The organism is Nostoc commune NIES-4072 (assembly GCF_003113895.1).
GTDB classification, from domain to species: Bacteria; Cyanobacteriota; Cyanobacteriia; order Cyanobacteriales; family Nostocaceae; genus Nostoc; species Nostoc commune.
Window position 1 is genome coordinate 1,029,475 of sequence record NZ_BDUD01000001.1, and the last position, 23,531, is coordinate 1,053,005.

Sequence of the window (23,531 nt, forward strand, 5' to 3'; positions counted from 1 at the left end):
TATAGCTTGTTTCAGGATGCGATCGCAACTAAAAAACCAGATTTTGTTGAGAATATAGGGGTGTAATTGAGAACTAAACCCCGATCTCACTTTTTCGCGTTGCTCCCCATGGTAGCTATTTGTATAAGCTCAGTTTTAGCGCCGATGGCAAGACATTGGCTTCTAGCACTGACAGCACGATTAAACTCTGGAATCTAGAGACAGGAAAGGAAATCCGCACCCTCAAGGGACATGATGGCTCTGTCAATAGTGTCAGTTTTAGCCCCGACGGCAAGACATTGGCTTCTGGCAGTTATGACAAGACGATTAAACTCTGGAATCTAGAGACAGGAAAGGAAATCCGTACCCTCAAGGGACATGATGGCATTGTCAGGAGCGTCAGTTTTAGCGCCGACGGCAGGACATTGGCTTCTGGCAGTTGGGACAAGACGATCAAACTCTGGAATCTAGAGACAGGAAAGGAAATCCGCACCCTCAAGGGACATGATGACTATGTCAATAGCGTCAGTTTTAGCGCCGACGGCAAGACTTTGGCTTCTGGCAGTTATGACAAGACGATCAAACTCTGGAATCTTCCAGATTTAGAGTTAGGTTCTTTAATGGGGCGCAGTTGTGATTTGGTGCGGGGTTATTTACAAAATAATCCTAATGTTAGCCAGAGTGATAAGCACTTGTGCGACGGTATTGGCACGCAAAAATGAAACCAATTCGCAATGGTGGGCTACGCCCCGCTACGCTAACGCAATGACGCTCATTCCTCTCTACGAGACGCCTACGGTGTACACACAAGTCTCTTAATCTGTACCTTTGATGCATTGACCTACATCTTTGATGCATCGACCTACATCTTTGATGCATCGACCTACATCTTTGATGCATCGACCTACATCTTTGATGCATCGACCTGCATCTTTGTTGCATCGACCTGCATCTTTGTTGCATTGCTCTGCACCTTTGATGCATCGACCTACAAGAATTAACTCACCCTACGTTACACAGCAACTTTAAAAGACTTGTGTGTACACCGTAGCTACGAGACGCTGTGCGTAGCTTGCTTCCCCGCAGGGGTACGCTACCGCTTCGCTAACGCAATTCGCAATTAAATTTTTAACGTGCGCCTCTGTTGGAGACTAATGTTAACTTAAAGCCAAGTCTTCTGGTGTATTACAGTTAAACAGCATTTCTGGTTCTGCTAAAGGCAAAACTTCTACAGGATATTGCTGAAGCCACTGTTGAAACGATCGCCCCCCTTGGTTGATAAACTCTAAGAGTTGTGGCAAACAGCGACGGCGATAGAAACCACACAGAGGTTCCCAGCCTTTAGGATGATCGGCTAAAGCTGCGATCGCATTATCTCCCACGCTATCAAGTCTAGTTACCCAATCTTGCAACACCTCAACCCGCAACCTCGGCAAATCGCAAGCTAGCAACAGCACCCATTCTGTCTGTACTTCGGCTAGTCCTTGGGCAAACCCAACTAAAGGCCCGTGGGCGAGAGGTTCTCCAAACAAAGGCACTTCCCGGATAAACTGGCAACCAGGCAAAAGCAAATCTTGATAGCGTTCTGGCCAGGGAGTGACTACATAAACAACATCAGCACAGCTTTGAGCAATCCCACAAACTCGCTCTAACAACGGCACTCTTTGAATGGGAATCAAGGCTTTATCCTCACCCATCCGAGAACTTTTACCGCCTGCTAATACAATGGCAGTTAATTCGCTTCTGGTCGTCATTGCCTCATGCCCCATGCCCAATGCCCATCATCCCCTATTCTGACTTTTCTCCACTTGCTGCAATAAATGCTCTACACTTTCTGCTGGTGCAAGACACTTCAAACCTTGGCAAACTAACCCAACGCTTCCCTCTGGTAAATCAGATGTTACGGTAAACACAGCCGTTGGTAAAAACTTGGGGATCAGAGAGTTTATTTGCTCAGTGGTGCTGCGAATCAAGGTAGAATTACGATACCAATCCAACGCTGTAAATAAACTGGGACAAGCTTGAGGAGCGCGATGCATTACACTCCTAAAAGCTTTTAAGCCAAGTTCTGCTAAATCCAAATAATCTAGATTATCAGTGAGTAGAGCAAGACGCACAAGATTAGCGATCGCAATTCCATTCGCTGATGGTGTAGCATTATCAACGTAACTACGCTCCCGCACAATTAAATCTTGACTAGAACGACTTGATGTGTTATAGTAACCACCTAGCTCTACACTCCAGAGAAATTCGTTGAATTCATCTTGGATAGCGATCGCTTTTTCTAACCATTGCTTATGCTCAGGGTTGGAAGCTTGTAAATCCAGCAGAGCTTTAATAAAAAAGGCGTAATCTTCAGACTGCGCTAAAACGGTTGGTTCTCCTTGATAATTGAGTCGATGAAAACGCCCATCGACAAACTGATTTTCCAAGATAAAATTCGCTGCTCGTGCTGCTAATTCCAGATATAACGGTTCTTGAAAAACCCCAGCAGCCCTAGCCAGCCCAGAAATCATCAAGCTATTCCAAGCAACAATCATCTTCGTATCTGTCACCGAGGGAATGCGACCTGGCCAGTTAGTGGTTTTTGCTTCCTCGTTGTTACGAGCTGGAGGAAAAGTTTCTAAAGACTCAGAACTAACACCATAGCGTGCGGTAAACAGCTTACTCAGAGCCGTTTCCACCGTTGCACTTAGTTGCCCAGAATAGCGCCTTTGCAAGACATTACGCCCTTCAAAGTTGCCGTTAGGTGTAACAGTAAACTGTTCTAATTCCCTCAATTCTTCAGGCGTTAATAATTGTTGTAGTTCGCCGTAACTCCAGACATAAAAGGCTCCTTCTTCTGGTTCTACTGCTGTGGGATCAATGAAGCTGTCGGCATCTTGAGCAGCATAAAAGTAACCTTCAGGCGCGGTCATTTCTCGCTTCAGCCATTGTACAGTACCAGCAACTGCTCTTTCAAAGGCTGCTTCTTGTACTTCTGCACTCCATAAAGAAGCTATATACTCTACAATCTGCCCATTGTCGTAGAGCATCTTTTCAAAGTGGGGTACTGTCCAAGTAGCGTCAACAGTATAGCGATGAAAGCCACCGCCCACATGGTCGTAAATGCCTCCCAGCGCTAAGTCTAGTCCCCGTTGGGTACAAACTTGCTTGCCATCATAGCGAGATTCAAAATTAAATCGAGTTCCCCGCAGTGCTAATTCTGTGTATGGAATCATCGGAAAGCTATTACCAGATTGACTAGGAGTGATTACACCCGTACTGGTTTCCCAACCTTGGCGGAGTAATTCACGGTCTTCAAGCTCATCTGTTATACCATCTTGCAAGACCGCAGACGTAAGCAGCGACTCAATAATTAAGGCTTTGCGTTGCTGTAACTCTGCTTTTTCTGTATCGTAATAACGGCGAAGAGCTTGCAACACCTGCAAAAATCCCGGACGACCATAGCGCGGGTCTACAGGAAAATAAGTACCAGCGTAAAAAGGCACTAAATCTTCTGGGGAAAGAAATACGTTTAAAGGCCAACCTCCTTGACCACTCATCATCTGCAAAGCTTGCATGTAGATGCTATCGAGGTCAGGTCTTTCTTCCCTGTCTACTTTGATGGGAAGATAATTAGCATTCATGTATTCAGCGATCGCAATATCAGAAAAAGCCTCACCTTCCATGACAGTACACCAGTGACAACTAGAGTAGCCAATGGAGAGAAAAATCGGTTTATTTTGCGCCCTTGCAGTTGCAAGTGCTTCATCACACCAAGACCACCAATCAATCGGGTTTTCGGCGTGTTTGCGGAGATAGAGGCTCTTAGCTTCAGCAAGGCGATTAGTCATGATAAAATGCAAGTAGTTGCCTTCAAAGCTTCAGTCTATCCTCTTCTCAGGAGTCTTAGGCTAGACGGGTATGTAGATAAGCAAGAAATCCTACGAGCGAATTATCTCTTGGGTCAGAGGTCGTAGTGCATATCTGTGATATTCTTGACCAAAAAATAATTTGGATGCAGAGCAACTAAATTTATTTATAAGGTTCTTATACCAATTCAAATAATGTTTGCGACACATCAATTATTTGTAAGGGCACAACAATTTTGTGCCCTTATCCATCTGTCGCATTCTTTTTTCAAATTGGTATTAATTTTGACTTTTGACACTTCGACTTCGCTCAGTGTTAACTTTTGACTTCCCCGTAGGGGCTGACACCTATGCAATTTGTGAAAAATTCTTACTGAAAAGATCGCAATAGCAAGCTAACAATATTTGGTGGCGTTTCTCGCACAGGTGATGCTGTCTTTGTCTGAATTAAAGTATTTGGGCTAAGTCCTGCTATCAGATGGAGCAAGAAGGTGATGATGGCGGCTTGTACAAGTTTTTCCAACATGGCACGTCTCTCTGGATGGATAGCATTTCAAGTATGACTAGTTATTCTAAATACATTTAGTTTGAGGGACTTACTGAATGTAACAAAAATAATTTGATATTTGCCGAGGGAAATCCTAAAAAAATGTTTAAATTGTTACAGGATTAACATAATTCCCTAAGCAAATCTGATTTTGGTTATCGGTCTAATCACCACATCGCCAAAGTTGTCCAGCAAATGCCGAGATATGAGGTTGGTGATGATTGGAGTTTTTTGATTTGTTCTTCATGGGATATTTTCTTAGACACCTTTTGCGGTTAAAAAGTGCCCTAGTGGGTTGAATTTATCGCAAAATCATCTTTTGTACTCTTTTTGGGCAAGAGAAAACGAGAAAGGTTTGATTTATCTGCTTGAGAACAGTAGAGATAAACCCCAGTTTCGTGCTGTCACCGATAAAATGTATTTAAAGTAGCCACAAACACGCTTCCATGATTCCTATCGTTATTGAACAATCGGGTCGAGGCGAACGCGCCTTTGACATCTACTCACGGCTGTTGCGTGAGCGCATCATCTTTTTGGGACAACAAGTTGACAACAACATTGCTAACTTGATTGTTGCCCAACTGCTGTATTTGGATGCCGAAGACTCGGAGAAAGACATTTATATGTACATCAATTCTCCCGGTGGTTCGGTGACGGCTGGTATGGGCATTTTTGACACTATGAAACATATTCGCCCTGATGTCTGTACAATTTGTACCGGATTGGCGGCGAGTATGGGCGCTTTCCTCCTCAGTGCTGGTGCTAAGGGTAAGCGGATGAGTCTACCCCATTCTCGGATTATGATTCATCAACCTTTAGGCGGCGCTCAAGGACAGGCGACTGATATTGAAATTCAGGCGCGGGAGATTCTGTACCACAAGCGGCGGCTAAACGACTATTTAGCTGAACATACAGGTCAACCAATCGAGCGGATTGCTGAAGATACTGAACGTGACTTTTTCATGTCACCAGAGGAAGCCAGAGACTACGGTTTGATTGACCAAGTGATTGATCGCCATGCTGCTGGTAGCCGTCCAGCAGTTGCTGTTCTTAATTAATAGTCGCGATCGGTTAATGGTGATTTACCACTTTTAATTCAATACGCTTGGTGTTAGCCATAAAAACTTATCCTTAACCTAAGCAAGCGTATTGGCTTTTAATTTCCTTAAGCCCTAAAAATAACCCCTCTTTTCACTTATGAAGAGGGGTTATTTTTGGAAAAATGACAAATCAAAATCCCGCTAGTGGATCTGGCTGAGATTGAGGACTAATGACTAATGACAAATGACTAAAATCAAAATCCCGCTATTGGGTCTGGCTGCGATTGTAAGTATTTGAGGAATCCGTGTAATTCTTCTTCAGTTAGCAAAGTACGCCCCCGCTTACCATAAGTTTCAATCAGATGCTCCCGCCCCTGTTCTGGTGTCCAGCCTAAACGCTGAAGTTCGACATCTGTTTTAGCAATTACATCAGATAAATCAACGGGTTCAGCTTTCTTCTTTCTCTTTCCTGTCACTGACGGGGTAGCGACATTCTCTTGTGAGGTGTAACTCCGAGGTGTAAATGGTGTGACATTATTGGCAGAAATCTCTGGAAAGGTTTGATTTTCCACCTGATTATCAAAGGTTATTTCCAAGTTTTCCACTGGAGGATCAAATTCTAGCTCCTTGTTGGCTGTCGCAGGAAAGTTTTGACCTAAATCTTGGCTATAGCTATCGCTTGGTAGGGACGCACCACTGCTGTACCCGTACTGTTCATTATTATTTGTTACTACTTCTGGTTTGATGTTCCGTACTTTAGAAGGCGGTATCGATATTTCTTTGTCGTTGACCATTGGCCACTGAGTACCAACAAAATCCTCATCTTTTGCAGAGGAATAAGCAGCCGATTCATTTAATCCACCTTTGGTATTCAAAGAAGAATTTAGCTGCGCTGGGGGAATTGGATTTGAGCTAAATGCCACTGATTGCTGTGGCGCATTTGTTATACCCAAAACTATCAACGCCCTGGTTCTGGCTTGGTCTTCTGCTGCTTCTACTGTTTCTGCTGCTGCCATACCCGTAGCACGGGTTACGCCTTCTATTTGCACGCTTGCCCGGACAATATATTTTCCTTGAAAAATTTGCACTAATTCAGAAATCAGACTGCCTTTGGGATACAAGCTCTGGAATTGAGCCAACATAATACTGCTACCAATCTAAATATTTTTCATAACGGAGTTGATACTGCCTGTATGTTCAAGCGAGATCATCTGCCCTTACTTTAATTTACATCCACTCGATACCCAGAATGCCTGCCAATATTGCTTACTATGTGTTATCGGTTTCTTGGCAGGCGATGAGTTAAATATAATTCTCTGCTCTGAGCCATCAAGGTGATATTCTTACTTTGCCTTGTGTCCTAATTGTAGCAGTAGCTCTTTTTTGACGAAATTTTTGGCTACTGCTAACTTATCTGGGTAGTCTTGCCTGCAATGCTATACTGATTACCCAACTCGATATCTAGAAGTATTTTCTGGAAGTGCGCTCTAAATCTACAATAATGGAGATAAGGTTCGCCCTCACTGCTTATTAACCTGCTCACCTAATTGTTACCGATTCTACATGTGGGAAAATTGGGTTCACGGCAGTTCCGCCTAGTTCAAAATCAGAGTCTAATGTCGTAAAATTACCTTCACTCTAGACAATCAAACACCTGTAGTTTCCACGCCACTTGCTCCACTTGGGGTTTCCCCAACGGCCGCAGTGGCTCCCCTGCATAGCGCTTTTGGGCAGTATGGATTCTCTAAACCCAGCTTCTCAAAAACCCGTCGCGTAATTACCTAGCGGGGCTAAATCCTAATCAGGCGTGTAATCTTAAGTTTGGTTAGGTGAAGAGACTTGAACGCAGGCGAACTCTGAGAGCATCGTGCAGTGAGAAGTTCGTAGACGCCCATTGTCTGTGGGTTGCCTTCCTTTGCTCCCAACTGTGGGAGTAGTTTATCGCTCTTGCGGGGTCGGGCTTCCTTTCCTTAGAACTTAGGAAGTCTTGCCTCTGAGCAATTCGTTTCCAACTTGTTTCTGTAAGCCGTGAGGGTATACAGAAAAGAACCAGATTGAAGAAGAATTCAGAATTCAGAATTCAGAATTCAGAATCAATATAGTGGGGAATTTAGACCCGCCACTATAAAAGTTGACCACAAAACAAGAAAATTTTTGTGGTCAACTTAAACCCCTTAATTCAGACGCTTGCGGACTCGCTCTAAGCGAAGCCATGCCGTTGGCGAAGCCTCTCGTAGAAAAGGCTTTACGCTGCGCTATCCGCCAGTCACACAGAATTAAATTCTGAGTTCTAGCTCCTGACTCCTGAATTCTGTTTTGTTAAACAAAAAATGATGTTTTGACCAAAGGTCGGTTCACTGCATGGAATTCTCAATCGCTACACTCCTTGCCAATTTCACCGATGATAAATTGGTAGCTCGGAAGGTTTTAGAAAAGAAACTTGGCTGTGAAGATGAAAAAAGCTTACAAAAACTTCACATTGCCTTAGATGTTCTGGAAAAAATCGGTATTTTAGTGAAGGAACGGGGCAAGTACCGCCGTGTCTCAGAAGAGGGAATAATTGAGGCCAAACTCCGTTGTTCTAGTAAAGGCTTTTGCTTTGCTATTCAAGATGTGGAAGGAGCTGAGGATATTTACATCCGCGAAAGTCATCTGAGTAATGCTTGGAATGGCGATCGCGTTTTAGTCAGAGTTCTCAAAGAAGGCAGTCGCCGTCGCTCTCCCGAAGGGGAGGTAAAGCTAATTCTAGAACGTTCTAACCACACTTTACTGGCACGAATTAAGCAGGTGGAAAGCGGTTTTAGGGCTGTGCCTTTAGATGATCGATTGCTGTTTGAACTGAAGATCCAGCCTAACGGGGCAAAGTTGGAAGAAGCGATCGATCACTTGGTTCATGTAGAAGTTTTGCGTTATCCATTAGCACAATATCCTCCCCTTGGTCGAGTGGTGCAAATCCTCGGTAGCGATGCCGAAGCTGCTGCTGATATAGATTTAGTTACCTGCAAACACGACCTTTCCCGGACTTTTCCAGATAATGTCCTAGATGCAGCCGCCAAGTTACCCAAAAAGCTACTCAAAGCAGACCTGAAAAATCGGCTGGATTTACGTAATTTATTTACCTTCACCATTGAAGGGGTAGGCGATACCAAAGTTATAGAAAACGCTTTTAGTTTAGAAAAAAACTTAGCCGGAAATTGGCTTTTGGGCGTTCATATCACTGATGTTTCTCACTATGTCCAACCTGACGAAGCCCTAGATAGAGAAGCACTCAAACGGGGCAAATCAGTGTATCTGGGAGAATTAGTGCTGCCAATTTTGCCCCCAGGTGTGGCAGAACGCTGTTCTTTAGTACCTGGGAGCGATCGCTTAACTATCTCTTTTTTAATTACCATTGATCCCCAATCTGGACAAGTCCTAGAATGGGAAATTCAACCCAGTGTAATTAACGTCGAAACTGCACTGAGTACAGAACTTGCTAAAGCTTTTCTTACAGGGGAGGCACAAGAGCAATCATCACAGGTTTCCCAAATCCTGCAAGACCTCCAAGCCTTGCAAACAGCCGTCAAACAGGTACGGTTGACTCGTGGTAGCCTCCAGTTGAATCTGCCGCCTAGCCAAAACGCCTACTATGATGAGGGGATTCTCGGCGCTGTGGTGGTAAATGATTTACCAGTGCGATCGCTACTCACGGAGTTGGTACTGTTAGTTAATCAACTGATGGCAACTCACTTAAATGCTCTTGGTGTTCCCGCCATCTGGCGAGTTCAAGGTACACCCGATGTTGAAGATGTCCAGGAAATGCTGAAATTGGCAGTTAATTTAGGCGTTGACCTCACACTAGATCCAGAAGTCGAGATCCAACCCTTAGATTACCAACATTTGACCACAGCTTTTGCGGAATCCCCTTCTGAGCAAGTTCTTACTTACTTGTTACAAGATACACTTAAGCCATCAGCGTACAGCACCACCAAAGGATCTCACTTTGGTCTGGCACTACCGCAATATGTCCACTTTAGCGCTCCCTTGCGGCGTTACCCAGATTTGCTGATGCAGAGAGTGTATTACGCGCTACTCGAAAACGGACGCGATCGCCGCAATACCCGTGTGAGAGAGCGCGTTAACCTGCGCCACTCCTCCAGCCACGAGGAAATTAACTGGAACGTTTTACCCCCAGAATTGCAACAGGAACTGCAAAGCGATTTAACTAGGGTAATTGTCCAAATCAACGACCGAGAAAAAGAAGTCCAAGAAGCTGAAGCCGATTTAGCCGGGCTGCAAAAAGCCCAACTGATGAAGCAACGCATCGGTCAGGTATTTCAAGGCGTGATTACCGGGGTTCAATCCTACGGTTTCTTTGTGGAAATTGAAGTACCAGCAGCCGAGGTAGAGTCCAGCAGTAATCCTGGTGTGCCTTTGCGGGTAGAAGGATTGGTACACGTCAGTTCTCTCAAAGACGATTGGTATGAATATCGCGCCAGACAACAGGCACTATTTGGTCGCAAAAATCGCGCTTCTTATAGACTAGGCGATCGCGTCGCCGTACAAGTTAAGAGTGTCGATTACTACCGTCAGCAAATTGATTTAGTAACAGTTGGCAGCGATGGCGTACCCAGAGGTTTAACTGGCGGTGGTTCCAGTGAGGAGCTTTCAGACCTCTACTTACCAAATGATATTGAACCTGATGACCTAGACCCTTACTCTGATGATGAGTAAAGTCAAAAAGCTCTTGAGCAGGGAGCAGGGAGTGATGAGGGAGATGAGGGAGATGAGGGAGTTGGGAGAATAATTAATAACCCATGCCCAATGCCCAATGCCCCATGCCCAATGCCCAATACCCCTGTCTCTTATAAACTAAACCTTACGTGTCAAATAACACAAAACCTCTAATTTTAGGCGTTTCGGGCGCATCTGGTCTGATTTACGCTGTTCGCGCAATCAAATTTTTGCTAGAAGCGGAGTTTAGTATTGAATTGGTTGCCTCTAAATCTACTTACATGGTTTGGCAGTCAGAACAGGAAATTCGGATGCCACCAGAACCAACCGCGCAAGAACAATTCTGGCGAGAGCAAGCTGGAGTCGCAATTTCGGGTAAACTTCGCTGCCATCCTTGGGGTGACGTTGGAGCTGGGATTGCCAGTGGTTCATTTGCTACTCTGGGGATGATAATTATTCCATGCAGCATGAGTACAGTGGCAAAGCTAGCGGCTGGCTTGAGTTCCGATTTACTAGAACGGGCGGCGGATGTCCAACTCAAAGAAGGACGAAAGCTAGTCATTGTTCCTCGTGAAACCCCTTTTAGCCTCATCCACCTCCGTAACTTAACCTCTCTAGCAGAAGTTGGAGTGAGAATTGTCCCCGCAATTCCTGCCTGGTATCACAATCCCCAAACCATTGAGGATTTAGTGGATTTTGTAGTTGCCCGTGCTTTAGATCAACTAGATATTGACTGCATTCCAATTCAGAGGTGGCAAGGTCGTCGCTAACATTCTCAATGGATTTATTGTAAATTTACGTCGTGTACAACTTTTTCTCAGACCTAACCCCTAACCCTTTCCCTACAAGGGAAGGGGAGCAAGAATCAAAGCCTCTCAGGGTGGGAAAGAGGAATGGAAGCGGGGTTCTAAGGATAAGTTGCACATCACGTTAAATTTCACAATAGTCCTAAAAAGGTAATGATAGAGATGGCTGATAGTGTCAGTAGTCAGTGAACAGTAATTAGCGAAGAATATTATTCAGACTGAGAACTGACCACTGACAACTGACCAAAGAGGCAGGGGAGTCGAGAGCAGGGGACAGGGGGAGAAAGATTCTGGAATTCCCCGCTTCATTAGGGTTTTAGAGCCAATGAATTTATTTATGGGGTTTTCCCCCTGCTCCCTGCCCCCTGCCCCCTTTCCTCTTCATTGACCACTGATAACTGACAACTGACAAAATTGCTATGGCTGTAATTCGCTTAATTCTATTGGTGGCAGTATTGGGAGGACTAACGCTGTTATTAGTCCAAAATTTCTCACCTGCCCTATCGCTAGTATTTTTGGGCGTGCCAACTCAACCATTACCACTAGCGATATGGATTTTGTTTAGTACTGCCACTGGTGCTTTCACATCTATATTGATTGCTACTTTATTTAACTTATCCAATTATTTTGGAGGAAGACAACGCCAAACTCCTGACCGCCGAAGCACAACGCCTCGTGCGAAGGCAACCCGTAGAGAAGAATTTACATCTCGTCCTGCCAGTTCTCCACCAGCTAGTAAAAAAGAAGAGCCTACTAGTGATGTATTTGATGATTGGGAGACAAATGGCAGTAAAGATGATGATTGGAACTTTGATGAAAAGTCAAAGGAAACACCTACTCCTAATTTTCAAGCTCAACAACCTAAAGACTCTACAACTTACGAACGTCAATCAGAAGCCAAAAGCAGTTCTCAGTCTGGTTCAGTTTATTCCTACAGCTACCGGGAACCAAAAAATACGGCTGCGGGAAAAACTGAATCTGTTTATGATGCTGATTACCGGGTAATCATCCCCCCTTATCAGCCGCCAACTCCCAATCAAGCCGATGATGATGATTGGGAATTTTTTGATGATGATGATGATTTTGAAGATGATGGTAAACGCCCCCGTCGGTAAGATGTAGCAGGCTACGTCTCTATTTGATGCCACACCGCTCTCTAGACTCTTGCTTGACCTTACCAGTCATGGCAGCTTCTTGCAAAGTCATGAAAGCATTAAAATCTTCCAAGTCATACCGGGAAGTCAACAGTTGTCGTAGTTGATTTTCAGCTTCCACTGTCAAATAGCCAGTTGCTAAAGCTTTTTGTACAACATCACGAATTCGAGTCATAGTTGACGCCTCATCCATCCTATATTTATTCATTCAGGCTTATTGGGGTGAAATATGCAGTAGTCTTTGTGCCGAAATTTCAACTTGGCAAGCTTTTGTGGGTGATCGCAGGATATAAGTCATTATTTACACCTTTATAGGAAACATTTAATTGATTAGGGCTTGTTATAACTGAACTTTTAGAAAAACGACCCGGTGCTAGTAGAAACACAGTGTTGTGTATACTTAAATTTACTCACCAGAGTTAAAATTCGTACTATTTAAATAGACAGAAATTGTTTGGATAAAGTTTCAAACAAGCTATATTAATTTTTTGGTTAAGCATAGCGATCGCTATGCAGCAAATACAAAGTTACATCATGGATATTATTAGATTTCTGAAAAATTCATCGTTTATTATTTGTGGTAATTTCACAGAATAATCTTAATATTTTAGTTAATTTTAATACATTAATAACGACAATTGATTCTTCTTAAATAGAAGATGAATTTGTATAACTTAAAAATAAACCAGGAGTCAGAATACAGAATTCAGAATACTTTACCCATAAAGGGATAGAGTTTTAAGGCGAGAATATTTTAATTTTTTTCGCTTAACTTCGGGCAAGGTTTTAACCAATATTCGTCACCCACTCGTACAGAATTAATATTGAATTCTGACCGGAGCAACGGAAACGTCTCCGGCTTTGCTCTTGAGTTCTGAATTCTTCTTATAAATAAAAGCTTTCAAATAAATTCAAGTTGATAGCTAATTTCTTCTGGCACAAGAACTTCCCAGATTAAAATTCAAGTATTTTTAAATCCGAGATTAAGTCGTTAAGTTTATAATTAGAAACTGTGACTCAGCACGGGCTAAACCTTAGCTATCCGCTAACAGAACTTAGAATTGGAGCGAAACAACTGGTGAGCAGCTTATTACAAGGAGTTAACTTGTATTTAATTGGGATAATGGGCGTTGGTAAGACGACAGTAGGGCGCTTACTAGCGAAGGAATTGGGTTATGGGTTTTTGGATACCGATAATGTTATTGCCCAAGTAACAGGTAAATCTATCAATCAGTTATTTGCACAAGTTGGTGAAGTAGGGTTTCGCAAGCTAGAAAGCGACGTACTTTCACAAGTTTGTGCTTTTACAAAGTTGACTATCGCAACCGGGGGAGGCATTGTACTGCGGCAAGAAAACTGGGGTTATCTGCACCACGGTTTGATAGTCTGGCTAGATACGCCAGTGGAGATAATTTACAGCCGTTTAGCTGAGGATACCACAAGACCACTGCTGCAAGATGCTGATCCTAAAGGGAAATTGCGATCGCTCCTCGAACAACGAACACCACTTTACTCTCAAGCCGACTTGCATATCACCGAGCGAGAGGGAGATACACCTGAAGACGTTGCCAAACGAATACTTGAGGCAATTCCTAGCGTACTAAAAAAAACTGTTTCTCATTAATAGGGAATATTAATCTAACTGTGTCTGCAAAAGATATTTTTCATGAATCAGTTAAAAAAGCTTTGCAAAAAGAACAATGGAGGATTACGAGCGATCCATTAAAATTTAAATTTGGGGAAGTCAATTTCCAAATTGATTTAGGCGTAGAGAAAATAATTGCCGCAGAAAAAGGAAATGAAAAAATAGCAATTGAAATCAAAAGCTTTTTAAACCCCTCGGCAATTACAGATTTTTACTCTGCTTTGGGACAATTTCTTAGTTACCGTCTAGCATTAGCAGGATATGAACCAGAGCGAATCTTATACTTAGCAGTTCCATTGGATACGTACAAAACATTTTTTCAACTGGAATTTACTCAAACTGCGATCAAACAGTATCAGGTGCTATTAATTGTTTACAATCCAGTAGATGAGGTGATTGTAGAGTGGATAAACTAGCAAAATATCAAGAATATGTTAAAACATTGTTAACGAACTATGCCAGTGATGATGTCTCGGATAACAATGTCGAAGTCCAACTGATTTTAGACACAGAACGAAATCATTATCAATGGATGAATGTAGGTTGGCAAGGATTTAATCGTATTTATCGATGCGTTATCCATTTTGATATTAAAGATGGCAAAATCTGGCTACAACAGAACTTAACCGATCGCAATCCAGCAGAGGAATTAGTGATGATGGGAGTACCACGAGAGGATATTGTCTTGGGTTTGCAAGCTCCATACAAGCGTCAGTATACAGATTATGGCGTAGCGTAATGCGATCGCTCCTCGAACAACGAATATCACTTTACTCTCAGCGAATACTTGAAGCAATTCTTAACGTTCTCAAAACACAAGTTTCTCATTAAAAAGACTCAAATTACCAAATTTTGCCCATCCGCAGGATAAACCCTGGTAATTCTGGATTACCCGTAACTGCTTCGGGATTTTCCAAAATTTCAATTTCTCGATTCGGATGGTAAATGTAGACTTTTCGATTTTGCCGATCAATTAACCAGCCTAGTAACTTCAATTAGCCGATGGAGAATCGGTGTATCCATATTTCTCCTGATAATTTTCGATTTTGGTTGCTAGTCCTTCTTTTATAGATTTTCACATTTCTGAGACGAACTAAACAGCTATGGCTGATCAGTACAGACATACTCAATGGCATCAGAGATTGTGACGAGTTACAAAGTCTTCTACACTTACTGAAATAGGTTTTAACTCTTAACGGCAGCTCCTCATGACGGTCAACGATTCTGAATACATCAGGCAAGCTGAAGCCACTCGTGTACGTGTACTAAGCGAAGCACTACCTTATATTCAACAATTTGCCGGTCGCACTGTTGTTGTCAAATATGGCGGCGCAGCCATGAAAGATAGCGCACTCAAAGACAAAGTTATCCGCGACATTGTATTCTTATCCTGCGTCGGCTTGCGTCCGATTGTAGTCCACGGCGGTGGCCCAGAAATTAACAGTTGGTTAGATAAGCTGGGAATCGAACCACAATTTAAGAATGGTTTGCGAGTCACTGATGCCGCCACAATGGATGTGGTGGAAATGGTTTTAGTTGGTCGAGTTAATAAAGAAATTGTCTCCTTGATTAACCAAGCTGGTGGATTGGCTGTAGGACTTTGCGGTAAAGACGGTAATCTATTTACAGCCCGTTCTCAAGGTGAAGAAGGTATTGGCTTTGTAGGGGAAGTCAGCAATGTAAATATCAAGATTTTAGAAACCCTCGCTAGCAATGGTTATATTCCGGTAGTCTCTAGCGTCGCCGCAGATGAGACGGGACAAGCTTATAACATTAACGCCGATACTGTAGCCGGAGAAATAGCCGCAGCATTAGGAGCAGAAAAGTTAATTTTACTGACCGACACCAGTGGAATTTTAAAAGATTACAAAGACCAATCTACTTTGATTCCGAAAGTAGATATCCGTGAAGCACGCGAGTTGATTGCCAATGGTATAGTTAGCGGTGGGATGATTCCCAAAGTTAGTTGTTGTGTGCGATCGCTTGCTCAAGGAGTCCGGGCAGCACACATCATCGATGGTCGCATTCCCCACGCCCTGTTACTAGAAATCTTTACTGATGTTGGGATTGGGACGATGATTCTGGGTTCGCAGTTTACTTATTAAGAGTATTGAGTACAGACGCGATTAATCGCGTCTGTACAAGAGTTAGAAGTTTGGGGTAAAAATCTCTCCCTTATCTCTCTTTACCGGGGATAAATGAAAACACGCGATCGCCCGCCGCTAAATGGTCTACGATGCCATGAATTATCTATAATCACCGGATTAACTATGGTTGAGTCTCGAATTGCCGGATTAATCAAAGTCGGATTAATCAGCGTGGAATTTCTCACGTTCTGCCTGAACTGGGGATAGTAATAATCGGGGTAATTATTGCGTTGTGGCATTAGTCCCGTTGCTGGGTCTACAGGCATAGGTGTGGGAATCGGACTACCATAAATGAAGGAACCGACAGGAGGCGATTGCCTGATTCCATAACCAGGTGTGAGAATCGGATTACCATAAATGAAGGAACCTACAGCAGGCGATGTTTGACGACAAGCTGCTTCGCATCTACGCCTAACTCCATAACCACCATCAATCACGATCACAGAGGTAAATTAAATAGCAAAAAACCTAATTAAACTTGCTCATACTTCATCACGAATAAAGCTTCTGGCGAATCTTTCTAGCAATTCACTAATACTTATATCTTGATTGCCAGCCTGGATAACTAAAATCTCCCAAGCTGTATTTGTTAGCCATATCCCATGCTTGTATTTCAACTCTTCATAAAATAGTGGTTGATCGCGTGTGGCTTTTTTACCTTTTCTCATTGCTAAATCCAGCTTAGTAGACTAAACTAATTGTAGTGCAGACAAGTAAGATAAGCCACGATGTATTCACTAAAGCTAGAGTTAAAACTCAATAACAAGGAAAAAACTCGACTTAGTGGATGCGCTGGTTTTGCAAGGTTTGTTTACAACTATGGACTGTCGATGCTTGTCCAGTCCTGGGAGTTTGAAGGCATAAAGGCAAGTGACTCTAAACGTTTATCAGCAATAGAAAAGGTATTTACTAATTATGTAAAAGCAAGTCCTGATTACGCTTGGATGCAGCAGTATCCCTCAGCCATTTATTCGTCGGCGTTTCGTAACTTAGGAAAAGCCTTTGATAGATGGCGCAAAGGTGAATCTGATTTCCCCCGATTTAAGTCTAAAAAGCGTGGCGATAGTTTTACTGTTCTGAAGAAAGCAGGTATTTATCCTACCAAGGGTGAACCAATGTTGCCTTTTAGCAATAGGCAGGTCTTATACCCAGGCAAGCAGATTACTGTCCCAGGACTGGGTAGTTTTAGGCTTAAAAGAGCAATACCGTTTCTATGCTCGAGTCAAACTTTTACCATCTCTAGAACTGCTGAGAAATGGTTCGTAGCGTTTATGTTAGATGCCGATGTTATTCCACCAATAATTCACCCTATGGAATCTGTTGGAGTTGACTTAGGCATCAAATGTTTTGCTACATTGTCCGATGGCACAACAATTACAGCTCCACCGCAGTTGAAAATAGCGAAAATCAAGTTAAGTAAGCAGCAGTGGCATAATCGTAATAAACAGTTTGGCAATCGAAAAAAAGCTATTAGGGCATCAAATAAGGCTAAACAGTATTTTGGTGAGATAGCCAAAACTCACGCCCACCTCGCTAATATTCGCCAAGACTTTCTACAAAAAACCACTACCGATATTAGCCGCAACTACTACCGGATTCGGATTGAGGATCTGAATATTAGCCAGATGATGGCTAATCATAAACTCTCCAATGCGATCGCCAATCTCGGATTGTATGAGTTTAGGCGAATGCTCACATACAAGCAGCCATTTTTTGGGACTAGGGTTGAGTTAGTTGACCGATGGTTTCCTAGCTCTAAGACCTGCTGCGAATGTGGTCATATTCAGTCAATGCCCTTATCAGAACGAGTATTTGTATGTGAAGCAGGATGCGGCAATATTAGAGATCGTGATGAGAACGCCTCGATCAACTTGAGGGATGCCCCTTTCGACAAGATACGGTTGGCTTAACCGAAATTTACGCCCGTTGACAAGAAGATGCCGACATCCTTGGTGGACACGGGAAGAAATCTCTATTCTTAAGCTAAAGCTTAAGTTTAGGTAAGTATTTTGAAGCACTGTGCAGAAGCTGGAACAATGCTTACACCCATAACTGCTAAAGTTATGGCGGCTTTGAGCCAATTAAGTTGCAAATGCTTGATTTTCAACATATTTTGCTCACTTGTATTCGATACCGGAATTTTTAATTAGAAAATAATCGCAGCTACTTAATTAAAATTTTAGAAGTTTATTTAGTTTCAGGTTGCCAGCTTTTGAAAAAATTCCAAAAAGATTGCTGGTATTGGCAAAATTAAAATAGTGCTGATTTTTATATAAGCCGTGAGTGTAGAAAGTTTAGAAATTGCTAAAACCCGCTACCAGGCTGGGAAAGCTGCCTTTGAAAATGGGCAATACCGCGAAGCCATAGAAAATTTAGAAAAGGCCAGCGCCCTGTTAGCTCGTAATTCTCGCCTTGGGGGGGAAGTAGAAATCTATCTGGTGACAGCTTATGAAGCAGCTGGACGCACCGATGATGCGATCGCTCTTTGCGAAAAACTTAAACGCCATGCCCATTTTGAAATTGGCAAACAAGCGCGACGGATGCTTTACATCTTAAAAGCACCAAAGCTAAAAAGACCCAGCGAGTGGATGACCGAAATCCCCGATTTGGGCGCACTAGCCGATAATGAACTCAAAATTTCTATTCCTGCTAAGTCTACTAAATCTTCTGTGCAGCAGAAACCTAAACCTACAGAGCCAGAATTCGTTGATCTCAGTCAGGTCAATACCAGAGATAATCGCTTTATCTGGGTGGCGCTAATTGCTATTGCTTTAACCATCTCATACTTGGTTTGGTTAAATTTTTCAGGAACCCCCGGCTGATCCTAACAGTAGATATTTCCGTACTGGGGTTCCTTGCTGCTTTTGCAGCCCGTTCGTCACTCAGCAGTATAATGCTCTTCCATCACTCTCTCCAGAGGAAAAAACAATAATCCTTGCTACACAAAACTTTCAGGCAAAACTGATGATTCTAGCCATAATGTTAAAAAATAAAGCTCGAAACCCAGTTTTTGTCTCTTGTTTACAAGTTGGCTGAGATTTTCTTTGACCAGAGTGATGGAAGAGCGATAAGTTCGGATTAGATCCTCCCGCCTGCGGCGACCCCCTTAAAAAGGGGGGTTGGGGGGATCTTCCAGAGATAAAGCAAGTTAACCGAACCGTATTGCGCCGCCCAGTAGTAGAAGTCAAGATTGGTTAAAAAGTTTGACTTTTGGGGATATTTATGATTTCAAATTCTTCAATTTTTGGGAAGATTTTCTTTTGGCTAATTAGACCATTTAGTTTTGTATTGACAAATATGAAATTTCTCTCAGTACTGAATGGTCGGAATCGAATGAACCGTGTCTTTCCCATACGAAATCCTATTCTCTGGCTAGTGCTGTTAACATCCCTGCTACTGACTGGTTGTGTTAAGTACGATGTAGGGCTTAATTTTGACAACTCAAATAGTGGCGAACTAGTACAGCATATTAAGTTGGGAGAGCGGCTAACTAGTTTTAGTGGCGATTCTGTATACGAATGGTTGAATAGCATAGAGCGCCGCGCCCGTCAACTAGAGGGGAAAACACAGCGAGTTTCCCAAGAAGAAATCATTGTCACAATTCCTTTTAGTAGTGGTAGGGAATTGCAAGAGAAGTTCAACGAATTTTTTAACTCCCGTGCGAATCAAGCCTCTGAGTCAGTGGGGAGCCAATCTAACTCAGAACTGCCGAAAATTGAATCAAACGTCCTTTTGGAACAAAACAATTTTTTACTTTTAGTCCGAAATCGATTGATTTATGATTTGGATTTGCGATCGCTATCCTTAATTGCCAGCAAAGGTAACGTCTTGGCTAATGCTGGTTCAATTCTCGACTTGGAATTTAGCTTAAAGACTCCTTGGGGAGCCAAAAATATTCAACTAACTGAAACTGCCATAGAGCCAGAAAAAAATGGCAATCGATTAGTGTGGAAACTCCAGCCTGGTGAGCTAAACCATATAGAAACTATTTTCTGGCTTCCCAGTCCGCTTGGTATTGGTGCATTGTTAATTATCCTGTTTATTTGGGGAGGATTGTACTTGAGATACAATTTCATGCCAGATCCCAGAACTCAATTCCCTCCCAAAGTAGCCACTGCTCAAGAACAGTAGACTATAGCGGTTCTCAATTGCATGAAATACAGACCTAACCCCCAGCCCCTTCCCTTGCAGGGAAGGGGAGTAAGACTCAAAGCCTCTCTCCTTTTAGGAGAGAGGAATGGAAGTGAGGTCAAAGTGTATTGCATCCAAGCGAGAAGCGCTATATTCATCTGTTCAATATTGTCAGTTAAGCCGATGGAGAATGCATCGGCTTTTTTGCTTCACATTCAGACTGTTGTTCGCTGCCATACCAACGTTCAGCAAGTGTACTGAGTTGATGAAGTACATCAACGAGTTCCTGACCACGTTCTGTAAGACCGTAAGTTACTTGAGGTGGGACAGTCGGTTCATAATGGCGATAAATAATCTCTGCTGCCTCAAGCATCCTCAGTCTTTCCGTCAGAACTTTGGTAGAGATGCCTTCAACGAGGTGTTTCAATGCACCAAAGCGAGTAGGCCCACTGTTACACAACACCCACAGTATATACATTGTCCAGGGGCCTGATAGTAAGGACATCAGAATACTGACAGGGCAAGCATCAGGATTTTTAGAGACAGACATCGATAAGTTAGCTAAAATTGTGCGGCAGTTACTTTATAGTAACTACTTTACTTTAGGAACTAGTTACTTTTAGTATCTGATGTAATGCTTTGAAATTTAGACTCAAAAAAAGTAAAAGCAGTAAATGCTAGTTAATCAGGAGATATTTGGTGGTAAACATTCTACATATTGATTCCAGCCCCCGTGGAGAGCGATCGCACTCCAGAGAACTATCAAAAGAATTCGTCAGTGGTTGGAAGGCAGCACATCCTGAAGATGCGATCGCCTATCGAGATATAGGGCATCACACAATTCCTCACGTTGATGAAGCTTGGATTGCAGCTGCATTTTCACCACCAGAAACCCATACCCCAGAATTAACTGAGGCACTTAGGATTTCTGACGAACTGATTGATGAGTTTTTGGCAGCCGATCGCTACGTCTTTGGAGTGCCAATGTATAACTTCAATATACCTTCCACATTTAAGGCTTACATCGACCAAATCGTTCGCGCTAACCGGACTTTTGCTATAGATGCTCAAGGCTTGAGAGGGTTAGTCGAGGGTAAAAAGGCGGTGATCATTACAGCTCGCGGCGCTGACTTTAGCGCCACATCTCCTTACGCTGCTTACGACTTCCAAGAACCCTACCTGCGGACGATTTTCGGCTTTATTGGACTTACAGACATTCAATTTATTAACGCTAATAGCTTGAATGAGGGAGATGCCCGTACCCAATCTCTATCAGAAGCACGAGCAGCAATTCAAGATTTGATCCCCCAGTGGTAATGTGACGCGGGGCATTGGGCATTGGGCATTGGGCATGGGGGAGAGGACTTGGGGACAAGGGGAAAGACTTGTTGGAAGTTCTAAACTTTTGTCCCCTGCTCCCCTGCTCCCCTGCTCCCCTGCTCCCCTGCCTCTTCTTCACGGTGACAACCGCTCAATTTTCCAAGTGTCATTATCTAAACGGCTATAAAGTAAGCGATCGTGCAGACGGCTGGGGCGGCCTTGCCAAAACTCAATTTCTGTGGGGATCACTCGTAAGCCTCCCCAATGAGGCGGTCGGGGAATCTCCTCATTTTCATATTTGCTCTTAAACTCCTGCAAACGTCGCTCAAGAACTTCTCGGCTTTCTATCACCTCGCTTTGATTAGATATCCACGCACCCAGGCGACTGTTAGCAGGACGACTGTGAAAATACTGGTCGGACTCAGTTTCGGAAACTTTCTCTACATACCCCGAAATCCGCACTTGACGTTCCAGTTCTGCCCACCAGAACACTAAAGCTCCTTGAGGATTTTCTGCCAGTTCTTGTCCTTTGTGACTGTTGTAGTTAGTAAAAAAGGCAAAGCCCCGTTCATCAAAATCCTTGAGTAACACCATTCTGGCTGAGGGCTTACCGTCAGGTGTTGCGGTAGCAATGGTCATGGCATTGGGTTCTGGGAGTTGCGCTGCTAGTGCCTGATCGAACCATTTTTTAAATTGGATGAACGGATTGAGGTCAACCTCAAGTTCGCTCAAACCTTCTAAAGTGTAGTCTTTACGAAGGTCAGCTATGGTTTTGTCCATTTTGATTTACTTCCTTGCTATCAGATACGCTTATACATGTCTTTGTCAAAAATATCTATGATGATGATCAGCACCATCAAGAATTTTACAAATTCTCTCAAGGAATATCTAAATCTAAAATAGGTTGCATAAGATGCGCCGTTCGGCCTCCCTTCAACGCCTGTTAATTTATGGTCTAAGCGGCCCGATTATCGCTCTCAATGTCTGGCTGCTATCTGTGCTTTTTCGCTATTTTCAGCATCCCATTACCGTCTTGATCATTGCAGCGATTCTGGCTTTTCTACTAAATTATCCGGTTAAGTTATTTGAACGTGCCCGGATCACGCGCCCTCAGGCGGTGATCATAGTTTTACTTGCAACATTAACTCTGTTGGTGATTTTAGGCGTAACTCTAGTGCCGTTGATCATTGATCAAACAGTTCAATTGTTAAATAATATCCCTGATTGGTTAGGCGCGAGTCAAGAGAACTTAAAGCAGTTTGAGATGCTGGCAAAACAACGACGTTTGCCAATTGATTTGAGGGTTGTGAGCAGTCAAATCAATGCCAACATTCAGAATCTGGTACAACAACTAGCTTCTGGTGCAGTGGGATTTGCTGGAACACTGCTTTCAGGATTACTTGACGTAGTGTTAGTAATTGTGCTTGCATTTTATATGCTTTTATATGGCGATCGCGTCTGGTATGGTCTGGTCAATCTTTTGCCATCTAATATTGCAGATCCCCTCACCGCATCCTTGCGCCTAAATTTTCAGAACTTTTTCCTCAGCCAGTTATTGCTAGGACTGTTCATGGTGCTAACCCTAACGCCAATTTTCTTAGTAATGAAGCTGCCCTTTGCTCTGTTGTTTGCCATATTAATCGGGATCTCGGAACTCATTCCCTTTATCGGGGCATCTCTTGGCATTGGTCTAGTAACGATTTTAGTACTGCTGCAAAATTGGTGGTTGGCAGTTCAAGTTGCTATAGCGGCAATTCTCATGCAGCAGCTTAAAGATAACTTGTTAGCTCCCAGATTACTCGGCAACTTTATTGGGTTGAATCCTATCTGGATTTTCGTAGCTATTTTGATGGGATTTGAGATTGCTGGCTTGTTGGGGACACTTGTTGCTGTTCCCATTGCTGGTACTATCAAAGGAACTTTCGATGCAATTAAGAGCGGCAAGCCAAGTGATTTTGTCTCAACTGTCACTATTACTCATGACCCACCCCCTGATTAAGAGGGTAAGGGGAGAAATCAATTCAAAATTCAAAATGACGCTCGCGGACTCGCTAACGCTGCGCTAACAAAATTCACAATTAAACAACTTCTGCCTCATCTCCCCAATGCCCAATGCCCAAGGTCAAAAGTTGCACAATCTGATCTCACAATTCACAATGGTGATTGATTCTGATTAATTAACTTAGAACCCGTTG

At 43.1% G+C, this 23,531-nt stretch carries 24 protein-coding genes and 1 pseudogene; 15 read left to right on the plus strand and 10 right to left on the minus strand.

The genetic code is table 11. From position 1 onward, the window contains the following. Window positions 1–134 precede the first annotated feature (134 nt). Window positions 135–701 (plus strand): annotated as a pseudogene (locus tag CDC33_RS04565) (WD40 repeat domain-containing protein); the annotation flags it as partial. Window positions 702–831: 130 nt separating this feature from the next. After that, window positions 832–1,008, plus strand: a complete 177-nt coding sequence (locus CDC33_RS38305; RefSeq protein WP_181373888.1) for a hypothetical protein — start codon at window positions 832–834, stop codon at window positions 1,006–1,008. A gap of 128 nt (window positions 1,009–1,136) precedes the next feature. Here CDC33_RS38305 and CDC33_RS04570 read toward each other — a convergent pair whose 3' ends face one another. The 3 genes from CDC33_RS04570 to CDC33_RS38310 all read right to left on the minus strand — a co-directional run bounded on the left by CDC33_RS04570 (window position 1,137) and on the right by CDC33_RS38310 (window position 4,359). Further along, window positions 1,137–1,733 (minus strand): molybdenum cofactor guanylyltransferase, encoded by a 597-nt coding sequence (locus CDC33_RS04570; protein WP_181373889.1) that lies wholly within the window; start codon window positions 1,731–1,733, stop codon window positions 1,137–1,139. Between the two features lie 27 nt (window positions 1,734–1,760). After that, entirely contained in the window at window positions 1,761–3,815 is a 2,055-nt protein-coding gene (locus CDC33_RS04575) for a thioredoxin domain-containing protein (protein ID WP_109007487.1), read from the minus strand. 388 nt (window positions 3,816–4,203) lie between these two features. Beyond that, window positions 4,204–4,359: a QAALIT motif small membrane protein gene (locus tag CDC33_RS38310; RefSeq protein ID WP_181373890.1), complete on the minus strand. Its 156-nt coding sequence runs from the start codon at window positions 4,357–4,359 to the stop codon at window positions 4,204–4,206. A gap of 467 nt (window positions 4,360–4,826) precedes the next feature. On the opposite strand from CDC33_RS38310, the gene clpP reads away from it, so the two are divergent. Beyond that, window positions 4,827–5,438 (plus strand): ATP-dependent Clp endopeptidase proteolytic subunit ClpP, encoded by a 612-nt coding sequence (gene clpP, locus CDC33_RS04580; protein WP_109007488.1) that lies wholly within the window; start codon window positions 4,827–4,829, stop codon window positions 5,436–5,438. Between the two features lie 236 nt (window positions 5,439–5,674). Here clpP and CDC33_RS04585 read toward each other — a convergent pair whose 3' ends face one another. Continuing rightward, window positions 5,675–6,562 (minus strand): slr1353 family protein, encoded by an 888-nt coding sequence (locus CDC33_RS04585; RefSeq protein WP_109007489.1) that lies wholly within the window; start codon window positions 6,560–6,562, stop codon window positions 5,675–5,677. Window positions 6,563–7,781: 1,219 nt separating this feature from the next. Here CDC33_RS04585 and CDC33_RS04590 point away from each other — a divergent pair. The 3 genes from CDC33_RS04590 (at window position 7,782) to CDC33_RS04600 (ending at window position 12,054) form a co-directional block, all read left to right on the plus strand. Then, complete coding sequence (locus CDC33_RS04590; protein WP_109007490.1) at window positions 7,782–10,133, plus strand: ribonuclease R family protein; 2,352 nt, start codon at window positions 7,782–7,784, stop codon at window positions 10,131–10,133. Between the two features lie 149 nt (window positions 10,134–10,282). After that, window positions 10,283–10,903 (plus strand): flavin prenyltransferase UbiX, encoded by a 621-nt coding sequence (locus tag CDC33_RS04595; RefSeq protein WP_109007491.1) that lies wholly within the window; start codon window positions 10,283–10,285, stop codon window positions 10,901–10,903. Between the two features lie 455 nt (window positions 10,904–11,358). Then, on the plus strand, window positions 11,359–12,054 hold the full coding sequence (locus CDC33_RS04600; RefSeq protein WP_109007492.1) for a hypothetical protein: 696 nt from the start codon (window positions 11,359–11,361) through the stop codon (window positions 12,052–12,054). A gap of 19 nt (window positions 12,055–12,073) precedes the next feature. Here CDC33_RS04600 and CDC33_RS04605 read toward each other — a convergent pair whose 3' ends face one another. Then, complete coding sequence (locus CDC33_RS04605) at window positions 12,074–12,268, minus strand: hypothetical protein (protein WP_100901787.1); 195 nt, start codon at window positions 12,266–12,268, stop codon at window positions 12,074–12,076. Between the two features lie 903 nt (window positions 12,269–13,171). Here CDC33_RS04605 and CDC33_RS04610 point away from each other — a divergent pair. From CDC33_RS04610 to CDC33_RS04620, 3 genes are read left to right on the plus strand one after another with little or no spacing between them, the layout of a single operon-like run. Beyond that, window positions 13,172–13,717: a shikimate kinase gene (locus tag CDC33_RS04610; protein ID WP_109012439.1), complete on the plus strand. Its 546-nt coding sequence runs from the start codon at window positions 13,172–13,174 to the stop codon at window positions 13,715–13,717. Window positions 13,718–13,737: 20 nt separating this feature from the next. Beyond that, window positions 13,738–14,154: a XisH family protein gene (locus CDC33_RS04615; RefSeq protein ID WP_109007493.1), complete on the plus strand. Its 417-nt coding sequence runs from the start codon at window positions 13,738–13,740 to the stop codon at window positions 14,152–14,154. Further along, window positions 14,142–14,477: a XisI protein gene (locus CDC33_RS04620; RefSeq protein ID WP_109007494.1), complete on the plus strand. Its 336-nt coding sequence runs from the start codon at window positions 14,142–14,144 to the stop codon at window positions 14,475–14,477. The genes CDC33_RS04615 and CDC33_RS04620 overlap by 13 nt, the downstream gene beginning before the upstream one ends. A gap of 103 nt (window positions 14,478–14,580) precedes the next feature. On the opposite strand, the gene CDC33_RS04625 is transcribed toward CDC33_RS04620, so the two are convergent. After that, window positions 14,581–14,733 (minus strand): Uma2 family endonuclease, encoded by a 153-nt coding sequence (locus CDC33_RS04625; RefSeq protein WP_109007495.1) that lies wholly within the window; start codon window positions 14,731–14,733, stop codon window positions 14,581–14,583. Window positions 14,734–14,946: 213 nt separating this feature from the next. Here CDC33_RS04625 and argB point away from each other — a divergent pair, with 213 nt between their 5' ends. Next, entirely contained in the window at window positions 14,947–15,843 is an 897-nt protein-coding gene (gene argB / locus CDC33_RS04630) for an acetylglutamate kinase (RefSeq protein ID WP_109007496.1), read from the plus strand. Between the two features lie 80 nt (window positions 15,844–15,923). Here the strand turns inward: argB and CDC33_RS04635 are convergent, their stop codons facing one another. Both CDC33_RS04635 and CDC33_RS04640 read right to left on the minus strand, forming a co-directional pair. Next, window positions 15,924–16,328 carry a hypothetical protein gene (locus tag CDC33_RS04635; protein WP_244919141.1) on the minus strand — a complete coding sequence of 135 codons (405 nt, stop codon included), beginning with the start codon at window positions 16,326–16,328 and terminating at the stop codon, window positions 15,924–15,926. A gap of 39 nt (window positions 16,329–16,367) precedes the next feature. Further along, complete coding sequence (locus CDC33_RS04640; RefSeq protein WP_109007497.1) at window positions 16,368–16,553, minus strand: hypothetical protein; 186 nt, start codon at window positions 16,551–16,553, stop codon at window positions 16,368–16,370. A gap of 60 nt (window positions 16,554–16,613) precedes the next feature. Here CDC33_RS04640 and CDC33_RS04645 point away from each other — a divergent pair, with 60 nt between their 5' ends. From CDC33_RS04645 to CDC33_RS04655, 3 genes are all read left to right on the plus strand, one after another. Next, complete coding sequence (locus tag CDC33_RS04645; RefSeq protein ID WP_109007498.1) at window positions 16,614–17,795, plus strand: RNA-guided endonuclease InsQ/TnpB family protein; 1,182 nt, start codon at window positions 16,614–16,616, stop codon at window positions 17,793–17,795. Window positions 17,796–18,164: 369 nt separating this feature from the next. Continuing rightward, complete coding sequence (locus tag CDC33_RS04650) at window positions 18,165–18,707, plus strand: tetratricopeptide repeat protein (protein WP_109007499.1); 543 nt, start codon at window positions 18,165–18,167, stop codon at window positions 18,705–18,707. 400 nt (window positions 18,708–19,107) lie between these two features. After that, a complete protein-coding gene (locus CDC33_RS04655) occupies window positions 19,108–20,016 on the plus strand; it encodes a DUF3153 domain-containing protein (protein WP_109007500.1) in 909 nt (302 codons plus the stop codon). A gap of 175 nt (window positions 20,017–20,191) precedes the next feature. Here CDC33_RS04655 and CDC33_RS04660 read toward each other — a convergent pair whose 3' ends face one another. Further along, a complete protein-coding gene (locus tag CDC33_RS04660) occupies window positions 20,192–20,566 on the minus strand; it encodes a winged helix-turn-helix transcriptional regulator (protein WP_109007501.1) in 375 nt (124 codons plus the stop codon). A 149-nt stretch (window positions 20,567–20,715) separates the two neighbouring features. Between CDC33_RS04660 and CDC33_RS04665 the strand changes: the two genes are divergently transcribed. Continuing rightward, complete coding sequence (locus CDC33_RS04665) at window positions 20,716–21,333, plus strand: FMN-dependent NADH-azoreductase (protein WP_109007502.1); 618 nt, start codon at window positions 20,716–20,718, stop codon at window positions 21,331–21,333. A gap of 138 nt (window positions 21,334–21,471) precedes the next feature. On the opposite strand, the gene pdxH is transcribed toward CDC33_RS04665, so the two are convergent. Continuing rightward, window positions 21,472–22,116, minus strand: coding sequence for a pyridoxamine 5'-phosphate oxidase (pdxH, locus tag CDC33_RS04675; protein ID WP_109007504.1), 645 nt, complete (start codon window positions 22,114–22,116; stop codon window positions 21,472–21,474). 133 nt (window positions 22,117–22,249) lie between these two features. Here pdxH and CDC33_RS04680 point away from each other — a divergent pair, with 133 nt between their 5' ends. Further along, a complete protein-coding gene (locus CDC33_RS04680) occupies window positions 22,250–23,335 on the plus strand; it encodes an AI-2E family transporter (protein ID WP_109007505.1) in 1,086 nt (361 codons plus the stop codon). Window positions 23,336–23,531: the final 196 nt, after the last annotated feature.